Source organism: Arthrobacter gandavensis, assembly GCF_039528575.1.
GTDB lineage: Bacteria > Actinomycetota > Actinomycetes > Actinomycetales > Micrococcaceae > Arthrobacter_B > Arthrobacter_B citreus_B.
Genome location: NZ_BAAALV010000002.1, coordinates 853,243 through 865,825, shown reverse-complemented (window position 1 = coordinate 865,825; position 12,583 = coordinate 853,243). Strand labels below are relative to the sequence as shown.

Genomic DNA, 12,583 nt, shown 5'->3' with positions numbered 1-12,583 from the left:
TGGATTGCCTTACTGCTGCAGCAGCTCCGCCGGCACAGCGTAGGTCAGGACCACGGCCAGCAGGTTCTTCGCCGCGTGCACAAAGTAGGACAGCATGAAGTTATTTCCTGCCCAGACGTAGACTCCCACCAGCACAGCTCCCATGGCCAGGTACGGCACCAGCACGGCCAGGGAGAACTCAGACTCCCCCAGCACGTGGATGCCGGAGAAGACAAGCACGGAGAGTAGGCTGCACACCCAGATATTCACCCGCCGCGACAGCTTTCCAATCAGCAGGTGGCGGTAGATGTACTCCTCCACAAACGGGGCAAGCACTACGAAAAGCGGCACGATCAGCCACGGGGACACCGACGTCATCAGGTCCTGTGCCGCAACTTGGTTCACTGCGGTTTCCGGCGGGCCGGTCAGGAGTACCAGGATCATCGTGGCGACCAGCATCGCGATGATGGACAGCGGGATCACGCCCAGCGTGAGCCAGGGCCGCGTCGCCAGGATCCTGGTTTCGCGCACCACGTACTCCCGGGCGGCAACCAGTGCGAGGATTCCGGCGATCAGGTAGAACGTGAAGTTCACGGCGTACGACGCCGTTACCGGGTCCGTGATCACGGCGGTCACCGCGAGCGCCACCGGCGTCAGGCTCAGCAGCAGCATCGCACCGACATAGAAGGCCAGGGCCGCGCCGTCGGTCTTGGTGAAGCGGTAGGACAGCGGCGCTTCCTGCAGGACAGTGCGGCGTGATCGGGCCGGGAGGTCAGGTGTTGCCATCAATCCACACTATCGGCCAGGCCGCGCGCAGGCATCAGCCGGCCGCTATTCCGCACCCAATTCCCGCTCGCGTGCCAGGAGTCCCTCCAGCCCGTCCAGAATGATCCCCAGACCAAATCCGAACTCGTCTCCGAAGGCATAGGCCGGCTGCATCACGCGGTACATGGCCGTTTCGGCGAGGTAGGGCAGGTCAGACGGGGAAAAGGACCTCGCCATTGCTTCCACGACCTCGGGGTCTGAGTCCGGAGTGCCAACGGGCAGGCCCGCCTCCTGCAGCGCGAACCCGTAGATATAGCTGTCCAGCAGCGCATACGCATGCCCTGCTCCCTCAATGCTGAAACCGGCCTCCCGCAGCACACGCAGCACGGCATTGTGGTGCTGCAGGGTGGCAGCGCCCGGAGACGTGCGCGTTTCCAGCAACCCCACCGACCAGGGATGCCTGGCAAGGGCGCTCCGCAGGGATGCCGCCCGGTGTTCCATCTCCCGGCGCCACGGCCCGTCCGACGGCAGGTCGACTTCCGCGAAGACGAGGTCCACAAGGCCGTCCAGGATGTCATCCTTATTGGCAACGTGGTGGTAGAGGGACATGGGCTTGACCCCCAGGGCCTGCGCCAGTGAGCGCATGGTGAGCGCACTGAGGCCGCCTTCATCAGCGAGTTCGACGGCGCGGCGGAGCACCAGTTCGCGGGTCAGCGGGCGGCGGGAGAAATCCGTTTGTTCATTCATTTCCGCCAACTCTACCGCCGCCTTACTTTGTACGGTAGCGTCAGCCTTACTAAGTAAGGCAACGAGACAAAGAAGGGCTTCTTATGTTTGGAACCAGCTCCCGATCTCCGCTCAGCCGAACTGTGCCGGGGCAAGGCGCCGCCCTGCCTCCACAGATGACCGCCGTGGTTCAGGACGGTTACGGCGGCACTGACGTACTCACGATAAAAACGGTGCCGATTCCGGTGATCTCGGCCGGCGACGTCCTCGTCCAAGTGCACGCCGCAGGACTTGCCAAAGGAGCCTGGCACGTGATGACGGGTACTCCCTATCTGCTCAGAGTGTTCTTTGGTCTCCGTTCCCCTCGTCAGCAGGTGGCCGGGCACAATCTGGCCGGCACCGTCATGGCCGTCGGCGAGGATGTCACGCGGTTCAAACCCGGAGACCGGGTGTACGGCATCGGGAAGGGCTCCTTCGCCGGCTACGCCGCGGCACTGGAACGCAAGCTGGCGCCGATGCCCGAGGGCCTGGATTTCGAGCGGGCTGCTGCCGTTCCGGTCTCCGGGCTTACCGCGCTTCAGGCAGTGGCCGACGCCGCACGGGTGTCCCGCGGGCAGCGGGTGCTGGTCACCGGCGCCTCCGGAGGGGTGGGCAGTCTCGCCGTGCAGCTCGCGGTTGCGGCCGGTGCGGAGGTGACCGGCGTCTGCTCTGCCGGCAAGGCCGGTTTTGTGCGTGGCCTGGGGGCGCAGAACGTCCTGGATTATCAGTCGGAGGACTTCGCCGCGTCAGCAGGTGCTTATGACGCGGTCATCGACATCGCAGGCAACCCTTCCCTCGCCAGGCTCCGGCGGGCACTGAAACCGGGTGGAACCGCTGCACTGGTGGGCGGTGAGGAAGGCGGCAGGGTGACCGGAGGAATGATCGAGCGCCAACTGGCCGGACGCTTCCTCTCAATGCTGGACCGGGGCCACAGGCGCTTCAGGAATGTGCTGGCGAAGGAGAGCGGCGCGGAACTTGAGCGGCTGAACGGGCTGCTGGAATCGGGCGCTGTTGTACCGCACATTGACAGCCGGTTCCCGCTGGCCGACGTCGCGGCTGCCATGGCAAGACTCGAATCCGGCCAGGTACAGGGAAGCATCGTGATGACGGTTTCCGGAACGTGACGAGCAGGTCCACAGCCAGCCGCTCCGGTATTACACCGTCAGTTCCGTCATCACCTGCGGCATGGCTTCGAGCAGTTCACTTGCCAGGAAACTCAGCGGGCCCTTGGAAGAAGACAACCGGTCACCCGCCGCAGCATGCAGGTACGTGCCCCAGCAGGCTGCCTGGTCAGGAGATGCTCCCCGGGCAAGGAAGCCGGCCACGGCTCCGGCCAGGACGTCTCCGCTTCCCGAGGTGGCCAGGCCGGGATTGCCCGCCGGTATTTCCCAGGCACGGCCGTCCGGGGCGGTGATCCGCCCCTTGCTGGTCACGACCGCACCGTAGCGGCGGGCGATATCCAGGGCTGCGGCGTCGGCGTCCTCTATTTCATCGGTGTCCAGCAGGCGTGCAGCTTCGGTTCGGTTGGGGGTGAGCACCAGGCGCCCCGAGAGCAGCTCCCCCAGTTCCGGCAGACCGGGCAGCACACCCAGCGCGTACGCGTCCAGCACCACTGCTGCGTCCTGCGGGATCTTGGGGCTGATACTGCGCAGCAGGTCTGCGGTGTCCTCGGCGTTGTCCAGGCCGGGTCCCACCACCAGGACGTCCGCGGTTTCAAGATCCGCACCGAGTGCGTCGGCAGCAGCGCTCCCGTCGATGCGCTGCCCCTTTTCCTGCAGGCCCACAGTGCCGCACTCAGGCAGCGAAACGGCGGAGGCAACGGCGGCCGCTTCGGCCACGGCAAGCGTCAGCCGGCCGGCACCGGCACGCAGCGCCGTCCGGCCGGTGAGGATCGCAGCACCGGGTGTCCGCCGCGCACCGCCCACCACCAGGACGGTACCCCTGTCATCCTTGCCTTCGGCATCCCGGGAGACCTGCCAGGAGCGCAGCAGCGCGGGGGTGACCAGTTCAGCGCGGGTGGACATTTTCATCTCCTGCATGTTCGGTGACCGGGGCGCCGCCAGCGGCCAGGTGGTCCACTCCGTTGAAGGCGGCAACGTTCCAGAAACCGGTACCGGAGGGACGCACCAGACGGGTAATCGAACCATTGCGCACACTGTTCGCGGCAGCGATATCCAGCAGCTCGGCTTCCAGCAGCCCTTCACAGACGTAGCGCAGCAGCAGGATCACCGCGTCATGGCACACGACCGATACCCGGCGCCCGTCCTCGGCGTCGTCCAGGTCCCGCAGCAGCGAGCGCAGCCGGAGGGCAACGTCTGCCCAGGACTCCCCTCCCGGCGGGCGGTACGCGAATTTACCCAGCCACTGTTTACGTTCGGCTTCCACCGGATAGCGTGCGGCGACGCCGCGGGAAGTCAGCAGGTCAAGTATTCCCAGTTCGCGGTCCCGCAGGCGTTCATCCACCCGGAAGGGGGACAGCCCTGCCAGTTCAGCTGTCTGCCGGGCCCGCAGGTACGGGGAACACCATACTGAATCCGGCCGCTCCTCGGCGGGCAGCGACGCCAGCCATGCGCCCAGGGCCACGGCCTGCCGCTCCCCGTCAGCGCTGAGCGGCACATCCGGATCCCGGAGCCCGACGTCGATCACCTCGGCTCCGGTGCGCTGGGCGTGGGTTGCGGCGACGTTGCCGGCGCTCTCGCCATGGCGGATGAGGATCAGCTCTGTTGCACCCATCGTCCGACTCTACTCCGGCGCCCGCCGGGGCCAAGGGCTACGACGACGGCGCCGCCGCCCGTTCGTCGGTTTTTCCGCCGTTGCGCACGGTGAAGGTCAGCAGCAGCGCCAGCGCCGCGAAGACCGCCAGCAGGGTGAGTCCCACGAAGTAACTGGAGTTCTCGGCGTCGTAGGTTGCACCCATGACAAGCGGCGGGAAGTAGCCGCCCAGTCCCCCGGCAGCGGCTATGATCCCGCCGACGGTACCCACGTCCTTGGGCGGAGCGGCCCGTCCCACCCAGGCGAAGACGCCGCCCGTGCCCAGCCCCAGGAACAGCGCCATGAGCAGGAACGCCGTCCCGTAGACCCGCTCCTGGCTGGGCTGGAACGCCACCACCATGGCCAGGACCACGGTTCCGGCGAAGGATACGAGGGTGACGATCCTGGGCCCGATTTTGTCTGCGACAGTACCGCCGATGGGCCGGGCAATCACCGCAGCGACGGCAAAGCCTGCGGTGCGGGTTCCGGCGTCCGTGGCGTCCCAGTCGTAGACGTTGCCGAGATAGGTGGGCAGGTAGTTGGAGAAGGCAACGAATGCGCCGAAGACTATGCCGTAGAGGAAACACAGCTGCCAGGTGGCCTTGAGCGTGAATGCATGCCGGATCTTGGGCAGCGTTGGCTCGGTGGGCCTACTCCAGGCCGGGGATTCACGCAGCACCAGCCAGCTGATCACCGCCATCAGCGCCACTACCCCCGCAATGATCAGGTGGGCATTGAAGTACCCCACGCCGGTGACCAGCCGGGGCGTGAAGAACGCGGACACGGCGGTGCCAACCATTCCGGCGCCGAAGACGCCGGTGGCGAAGCCCTTGCGGCTGCGGTCATACCAGGCGGAACAGAACGGAATGCCGATCGCGAAGACCGTACCGGCGATGCCGAGGAAGAACGCGACGATGATGAGCAGCGCGTAGCTTTCCGATTCACCCGCCAGCGCAGTCAGCAGCACCAGCGGCGCCGTCGCGCCCAGGACCAGCGTGAACATGCGCCTTCCGCCGTAGCGGTCGGTCCAGGCACCCACCGGAATCCGGGCCAGGGAACCCACCAGGATGGGCATGGCCACCAGGATGGAAGCCTGGGATGGATTCAGGTCAAGTGTCTGGGTGTATCGGGCGGAAAGCGGGCCAATGATGGTCCAGGCCCAGAAACCCACGGTGGAGGCTACGGTGGCGGTAACCAGGTTCAGCAGCTGCCCGGATTTCAGGTCCGGGGCGGCAGGTGCGGAGGGTGCGGATGCCATGGCTGTCCTTTCGCGAAGTCCTTACTGCCGGGGAACTCCCCTGCGGTCCCGGTCCGGCGTACCCACCGGCGCCCAGCCGCGGCGCGGCGCCACCGCGCCGGGCGTCTTCCGCTTCCCGCGGGAGCGGTAGACGATGTACGGGCGGAAAATGTACTGCAGCGGAGCGGTGAAGGCGTGCACCAGCCTGGTGAACGGCCAGATCACGAACAGGGCCAGGCCCCACAGCGTATGGATCTTGAAGGAGAGGCTCGCAGCGGTCATCGCGGCGATGTCCGGCTGGAAGATGAAGATGGACCGGAACCAGGGCGAGACAGTTTCGCGGTAATCGGTGATGTTCGGGTCGAACACGGAAATAAGGGTTGTTGCCAGGCCGGCGAACAGTGCCGCGACCAGGACCACGTACATCAGTTTGTCGTTCCGGGTCGTGGCCATGAACACCGGTCCGGTGGTGCGGCGCCGGTAGATCAGCAGGACCACCCCCACCATGGTTCCGATCCCGGCGATGAGACCGATCCCCAGGGCCATCGCGTGGTACAGCCCCTCGGAGATCCCCACGTCCTTTGTCCAGGACTGGGGAATCACCAGCCCGATGAAGTGCCCGGCGATTACTGCCAGGATCCCGAAGTGGAACAGCGGAGAAGCGATGCGAAGGATCCGCGCCTCATAGAGCTGCGAGGACCGGGTGGTCCAGCCGAACTGGTCGTACCGGTACCGCCAGATGGAACCCAGCACCAGGACGGCTATCACCACATACGGGAGCACTCCCCAGAGCATGACGTCGCCCAGGGTGACGGTCACGTTTTCGGGCGGCAGCACATCGGCGGGGAAACGCGATCCTGTGGCAATCATGTCCGGTTCCTCTCAGAGAGCGGCAGCAGCCGCGAACTGTAGGGTTCCAGGCCCACGCTTTCAGTGGGCGGGCCGTAGCCGGCGGTGCGCATCACCGTCTGCGCGTCCTCCGGCGAGACCCCTGGCAGTGTGGAACAGACCAGCGCCAGGACGTGGCTGTAGGGCAGGCCGGCGTCCCGCAGCGCCAGCCGCAGCAGTTCCACGGACGGACGGTAGCGCTGCAGCAGTTCATAGCCGTCCGCCGGTGAGACCTTGGCCGCGAACTCCAGGACCAGCGGCAGGTAGTCCGGCAGTTCCGTACCCTCGGGCAGCAGCCCGTGCTCCCGGTAGACCTCCTTGAAGGCGGCGAGCGCTTCGCCGCGGCGGCGCGTATCGCCGTCGGTCCAGTAGGTCAGGTGCAGGCTGTGCCGTTTGGACAGGTCGAATTCCTGGACGTACTCGCTCTGGAGATCCGTCAGCGGCCGGTCCGTGAACGAGTCCAGGAATTCCTCCATGCCGTCGGTGAGCGCGCCTTCCTCTTCCAGGGCGCCGCGCAGCAGCGGCAGGGACGCCAGCAGGTCCTCGTCCGGGTACTGGAGCAGCAGGGACGCGACCTGGCGTACGACGGCGCTGCGCCGGGGATTGCTGTCCGCGTACGCTTCGGGCGCGAGAGTGCCCTTGCCCGGTTTGCCCAGCAGCTTCTCCAGCAGGCTCATTTCCGCTCGCCCCCGTCCTGGGGACCGGGCGGGAACAGCCCCTGCGTGCCTCCCCGGCCGTCCCAGTTCAGCAGGTTGACCCGGCCCGTCATGTCCCGGTTCCCGGCCGGGTCGTCGCCGCGCTGCCGGGCTTCCAGTGCGTTGAAGTTCTCAACGGCCACAGGCATGGGACGCCCGGACGCTTCACCGAAAACTCCGGTCTGGCCCATGCCCGGCCCGCCGTCGGTATCCAGTGAGCAGCCGATTTCCTCGAGGTTGTGCGCGTCCTCCAGGTGGGCGCTGGGAATCACGTACCGTTCCTCGTATTTGGCCACAGCCATCAGCCGGTACATCCGCACGATGGATTCCCCGGTCATTCCGACGTCGGCGGCGATCGATTCGTCCGGGGCATCGCCCAGGGTGATGGCCCGCATGTAGGCACGCATGGCCGCCAGCTTGCGCAGCACTGCGGTCACCAGGTCCGTGTCCCCGGCGGTAAAGAGTTCGGCAAGGTACTCCACCGGGATGCGCAGCGCCTCAATAGCGCCGAACAGGTTGCGGGCGTCCTCGCCGTCGTGCCCCTGGTCCTTGAGCACATCCACGATCGGAGACAGCGGCGGAACGTACCAGACCATGGGCATGGTCCGGTATTCCGGGTGCAGCGGCAGGGCCACCCGCAACTCCTTCGCGAGCGCGTACACCGGTGACCGGCGTGCGGCGTCCAGCCAGTCCTCCGGGATGCCCTCTGCGCGGGCGGCGGCAATGACCTCCGGGTCATTCGGATCCATCATCAGGTCCAGCTGCGCTTCGTAGAGGTCCTGCTCGTTGGGGGTGGCCGCCGCTTCGGTAACGCGGTCGGCGTCGTACAGGAAGATGCCGATGTACCGCAGCCGCCCCACGCAGGTCTCCGCGCACACCGTGGGCAGCCCCACTTCGATCCGCGGGTAGCAGAACGTGCACTTCTCCGCCTTGCCGGAGCGGTGGTTGAAGTACATCTTCTTGTACGGGCAGCCGGTGACGCACTGCCGCCAGCCGCGGCAGCGGTCCTGGTCCACCAGGACGATTCCGTCTTCCTCCCGCTTGTAGATGGCGCCGGAGGGGCAGGATGCCATGCAGGACGGGTTGAGGCAGTGCTCGCAGATCCGCGGCAGGTAGAACATGAAGGTCTGGTCGAACTCGAACTTGACCTTGTCCTCGGCCTCCCGGCGCAGCTTTTCCACCACGGGATCCTGCTGCGCGGTCTCCGGTGCGCCGCCCAGGTTGTCATCCCAGTTCGCCGACCACTGGATTTTCATGTTGTCCCCGGTAATCAGGGACTTGGGCCGGGCCACCGGAAAATCGTTCCCGGCCGGGGCCTGGATCAGGTTCTCGTAGTCGTAGGTCCAGGGTTCGTAGTAGTCGCTGAGCTCAGGCTGCACGGGTGAGGCAAACAGGCCAAAAAGCTTCGCCGCCCGGCCGCCGGACTTCAGTTTCAGGTTCCCCCGCCGGTTGAGTTCCCACCCTCCGCGCCACTTCTCCTGGTCCTCGTAGCGGCGGGGGTAGCCCTGCCCCGGCCTGGTTTCAACGTTGTTGAACCACACGTATTCGGTACCGGCCCGGTTGGTCCAGGCCTGTTTGCAGGTCACCGAGCAGGTGTGGCAGCCAATGCACTTGTCCAGTGCCATGACCATCGCCGTCTGCGCCATGATCCTCATCAGTAGCTCACCTCCTGCGAGCGCCGGCGGACCACGGAGACAATGTCCCGCTGGTTGCCCGTGGGGCCCAGGTAGTTGAAGGCCCAGGAGAGCTGGGCGTATCCGCCGACCATGTGGCTGGGTTTGACCAGGATCCGGGTGACGGAGTTGTGGATGCCGCCGCGCCGTCCGGTGGCCTCGGATTTCGGCGTATCGATGATGCGTTCCTGTGCGTGGTGGACGTAGACCACCCCGGCGGGCATCCGGCTGGAAACGATGGCGCGGCCCACCAGCACCCCGTTGGTGTTCACGCACTCCACCCAGTCGTTGTCCGCGACCTGGATCAGGTCCGCGTCCTGGGGACTCATCCAGACCGCAGTGCCGCCGCGGGAGAGCGAAAGCATAAAGAGGTTGTCCTGGTATTCGGAGTGGATGGACCACTTGTTGTGCGGGGTCAGGTACCGCACCGCCACGGACAGTTCTCCCTTGGTGCCCAGCTTGGGTTCACCGAAGAGCCGGTTCATGTCCAGGGGCGGGCGGAACACCGGCAGGGCCTCCCCCATGTCCCGGATCCAGTCATGGTCCAGGAAGAAGTGCATCCGCCCGGTGAGCGTGTGGAAGGGTTTCAGCCGTTCAATGTTGATGGTGAACGGGGCGTAGCGGCGGCCGCCGGACTCCGAACCGGACCATTCCGGGGACGTGATGACCGGCGTCGGGCGGTCCTGCGTGTCACGGAAGGTGATCAGCTTATCTTCGGCGCCGATCGCCAGGTCGGCCAGCGGGGTGCCGGTGCGTTGTTCCAGGGTTTCGAAGCCCTGGACCGCCAGTTCGCCGTTGGTGGTGCCGGAGAAGAGCAGGATTGCCTCCGCCATCCGTGCGTCGGTGTCCACAGCCGGCCTGCCGCGGGCTGCACCGGAATCGAAGACACCGTGCTTCTGCGCCAGCTGCCGCACCTGTTTGTCGACTTTGTACGTGATGTTTTTGGTGGTGAAACCCAGCTTCTCCGCCAGCGGGCCCATGGCAACGAACTTGTCCGCGATGGCCGTGTAGTCGCGTTCGACGACGGCGAGGCTCGGCATGTTCTTTCCAGGCACAGCCGGGATGTCCGTGCCTTTCCAGTCCGGGGCATGGCCGCCGGGCTGCGCGATCTCCCCCGGGGTGTCATGCGTCAGTGCGGTGGCCACCAGGTCGTTGCGGACCCCCAGGTGCTTTTGTGCCTGACGGGAGAATTCCACGGAAAGCAGCCGGAACAGCTCGAAGTCCGACTTTGATTCCCACGGAGGCGCGATGGCCGGGGTGAACGCATGCACGTAGGGGTGCATGTCTGTAGAGGAGAGGTCGTATTTCTCGTACCAGGTGGCGGCCGGGAAAACCACGTCGGAGAGCAGGGTGGAGCTGGTCATCCGGAAGTCGGCTGAGACCAGCAGGTCCAGCTTGCCCTGCGGTGCTTCCTCCCGCCACACCACATCCTTGGGCCGGGCGTCCCCGTGATCAGAACCCAGCACGTTGTTCAGGGTGCCCAGGAGGTGTTTCTGGAAGTACTCCTCGCCTTTGGCTGAGGAGCCCAGCAGGTTGGAGCGCCAGAGGATCAGTGTCCGCGGCCAGTTCTGAGGGGCGTCAATGTCCTCCACCGCGAAGCGCAGCTGCCCGCCCTTCAGCCGGTCCGCCACCCAGCGGGCCGGTGTTTCGGCTTCGCCGCGTTCGACGCCGGCGGCGGCTTCATCGGCCACGTCCAGTGAGTTCTTCGCGTCAAACTGCGGGAAGAACGGCATCCATCCCATCCGGGTGGACTTGGCAATCACATCGGCTGAATGCATGCCGCGCAGGTGGCCTTCCGCCAGCGGGGACTGCACGCCGTCCGTGGAATAGCCGTCGGAGCGGAACTGGTCCGTGTGCATGTACCAGAACGCGGTGCCGATCATAAAGCGCGGCGGGCGGTTCCAGTCCCCCGCCGACGCCATAGCCGCCCAGCCCGTGATGGGGCGGCATTTCTCCTGCCCCACGTAGTGTGCCCAGCCGCCGCCGTTGCGTCCTTCGCAGCCGGTGAGCATGAGCATGGCCAGGATGGCCCGGTACGTGACGTCCCCGTGGTACCACTGGCAGATCCCGGCACCCAGGATGATCATGGACCGGCCGCGGGACTTTTCCGCATTCGCGGCGAAGTCCCGGGCGGTGCGGATCACTGCGGAGGGTTTGACGGAGGTCAGTTCCTCCTGCCAGGCCGGGGTGCAGGCGGTGGCAGCGTCGTCGTACCCTGCCGCCCAGTCTCCCGGCAGCCCCTCCCTGCCCACACCGTACTGGGCGAGCATCAGGTCGAAGACCGTGGTGACCTTCCGGCCTGCAACTTCCGCGACCGGCACGCCGCGGTGCACCACGGATCCGGCACCGGATGGATCGGAGAAAACGGGCAGGTCCACGCCCGAGGTCTCTCCGGACCACCCGGCAGTGTCCCCCAGCGAGAGCGAGGGAACCACGCCCTGCAGGTCCAGGTTCCATTTGCCGGCGTCGTCGTCGTTGTACCGGAAGCCCAGTGAACCGTTGGGCACCACCGCGGCGCCGCTGGACCGCTCCAGCAGGACGGTCTTGAACGCGGCGTCCGCAGCCTGCGCGCTCTCGCCGCCCAGGTCCTGTGCGGTGAGGAACTTACCCGGAACTGTTGTGCCGTCCGGCCCGTCCACCAGGGTGACCAGGAACGGCAGGTCGGTGAACTGCAGCACATAGTCCTCGAAGAACGGCACCCGCCGGTCCACGAAATTCTCCTTCAGGATCACGTGCCCCATGGCCATCGCCATGGCCGCATCGGAGCCGGCCTGGACCGGCAGCCACTCATCGGCGAACTTGGTGTTGTCCGCGTAATCCGGGCTGACAGAAACCACCTTGGTGCCGCGGTAGCGTCCTTCCACCATCCAGTGCGCATCCGGGGTGCGGGTCACCGGAATGTTGGAGCCCCACATCATCAGGTAGGTCGCGTCCCACCAGTCCCCCGATTCAGGTACGTCGGTCTGGTCACCGAAAACCTGCGGGGACGCTACCGGCAGGTCCGCGTACCAGTCGTAGAAACTGTTCATCACCCCGCCGATCAGGTTGATGAACCGGGCTCCGGCAGCGTGGGAGACCATGGACATGGCCGGGATCGGGGAGAAGCCGGTACAGCGGTCCGGGCCGAAGTTCTTGATCGTGGAAACGTGCGCCGCCGCCGTCATTTCCAGGGCTTCCTGCCAGCTGGAGCGCACCAGCCCGCCCTTGCCCCGCGCCTGCTGCCAGGTGCGGCGCTTCTCGGGATCAGCCACCAGCGCTTCCCAGGCCAGCACCGGGTCCCCGCCGGAAGAGCGTTTGGCCTCACGGTACATTTCCAGCAGGACGCCGCGGATATAGGGGTAGCGGACCCGGGTGGGTGAGTAGGTGTACCAGGAGAACGCAGCGCCGCGCGGGCAGCCGCGGGGTTCGTACTCCGGCCGGTCCGGGCCCACCGTGGGATAGTCGGTTTCCTGCGCTTCCCAGGTGATGATCCCGTCCTTGACGTACACCTTCCAGGAACAGGACCCGGTGCAGTTCACCCCGTGCGTGGAGCGGACCACCTTGTCGTGGCTCCACCGGTTCCGGTAGAACGCGTCGCCCTTCCGCCCGCCTTCGCGGAAGACCGCACGGCCGTCGGCCGTCTCGTCCCAGCGGGTGAAGAACCTGCCGAGTTTCAGGAGTGCATCGGAAGCGGGGCCGTCTGTCCCCGTCACGGAGCTGCTAGCCATTTACTCAAGCTACGCGCCGTCTTCCGGGGTCAACAGCGTGCGTGCGGATTCCGGTCCGGCACCGGCGAAGATGCTCCGGCTGCCGCTCCGAAAGCCGACTTTTGTGACCGCGATAAACTCGAT

General features: G+C 66.2%; 10 protein-coding genes. 1 reads left to right on the top strand and 9 read right to left on the bottom strand.

What is annotated here, in order from left to right; all coding sequences use genetic code 11:
- Positions 1 to 9: 9 nt before the first annotated feature.
- Together ABFX29_RS07295 and ABFX29_RS07290 are read right to left on the bottom strand one after the other, a co-directional pair.
- Positions 10 to 765 (bottom strand): CPBP family intramembrane glutamic endopeptidase, encoded by a 756-nt coding sequence (locus ABFX29_RS07295; protein ID WP_152226177.1) that lies wholly within the window; start codon positions 763 to 765, stop codon positions 10 to 12.
- A gap of 45 nt (positions 766 to 810) precedes the next feature.
- A complete protein-coding gene (locus ABFX29_RS07290) occupies positions 811 to 1,491 on the bottom strand; it encodes a TetR/AcrR family transcriptional regulator C-terminal domain-containing protein (protein WP_152226175.1) in 681 nt (226 codons plus the stop codon).
- Positions 1,492 to 1,646: 155 nt separating this feature from the next.
- Between ABFX29_RS07290 and ABFX29_RS07285 the strand changes: the two genes are divergently transcribed.
- Positions 1,647 to 2,633: an NAD(P)-dependent alcohol dehydrogenase gene (locus tag ABFX29_RS07285; RefSeq protein ID WP_152226173.1), complete on the top strand. Its 987-nt coding sequence runs from the start codon at positions 1,647 to 1,649 to the stop codon at positions 2,631 to 2,633.
- Positions 2,634 to 2,663: 30 nt separating this feature from the next.
- Here the strand turns inward: ABFX29_RS07285 and ABFX29_RS07280 are convergent, their stop codons facing one another.
- Genes ABFX29_RS07280 through ABFX29_RS07250 form a run of 7 tightly spaced genes read right to left on the bottom strand, consistent with a single transcriptional unit; the run spans position 2,664 to position 12,460 of the window.
- Entirely contained in the window at positions 2,664 to 3,533 is an 870-nt protein-coding gene (locus tag ABFX29_RS07280) for an NAD(P)H-hydrate dehydratase (RefSeq protein ID WP_152226171.1), read from the bottom strand.
- Complete coding sequence (locus ABFX29_RS07275) at positions 3,517 to 4,242, bottom strand: histidine phosphatase family protein (protein WP_152226170.1); 726 nt, start codon at positions 4,240 to 4,242, stop codon at positions 3,517 to 3,519. Before ABFX29_RS07275 ends, ABFX29_RS07280 begins: the two co-directional genes overlap by 17 nt.
- Positions 4,243 to 4,279: 37 nt before the next feature.
- Positions 4,280 to 5,518 carry a nitrate/nitrite transporter gene (locus ABFX29_RS07270; RefSeq protein WP_152226168.1) on the bottom strand — a complete coding sequence of 413 codons (1,239 nt, stop codon included), beginning with the start codon at positions 5,516 to 5,518 and terminating at the stop codon, positions 4,280 to 4,282.
- 21 nt (positions 5,519 to 5,539) lie between these two features.
- Positions 5,540 to 6,367: a respiratory nitrate reductase subunit gamma gene (gene narI / locus ABFX29_RS07265; protein WP_152226167.1), complete on the bottom strand. Its 828-nt coding sequence runs from the start codon at positions 6,365 to 6,367 to the stop codon at positions 5,540 to 5,542.
- Complete coding sequence (gene narJ, locus ABFX29_RS07260; RefSeq protein WP_152226165.1) at positions 6,364 to 7,062, bottom strand: nitrate reductase molybdenum cofactor assembly chaperone; 699 nt, start codon at positions 7,060 to 7,062, stop codon at positions 6,364 to 6,366. The genes narI and narJ overlap by 4 nt, the downstream gene beginning before the upstream one ends.
- Positions 7,059 to 8,735: a nitrate reductase subunit beta gene (gene narH, locus ABFX29_RS07255; RefSeq protein ID WP_152226163.1), complete on the bottom strand. Its 1,677-nt coding sequence runs from the start codon at positions 8,733 to 8,735 to the stop codon at positions 7,059 to 7,061. The genes narJ and narH overlap by 4 nt, the downstream gene beginning before the upstream one ends.
- Positions 8,735 to 12,460, bottom strand: coding sequence for a nitrate reductase subunit alpha (locus ABFX29_RS07250; protein ID WP_152226161.1), 3,726 nt, complete (start codon positions 12,458 to 12,460; stop codon positions 8,735 to 8,737). Before ABFX29_RS07250 ends, narH begins: the two co-directional genes overlap by 1 nt.
- Between the last annotated feature and the right edge of the window lie 123 nt (positions 12,461 to 12,583).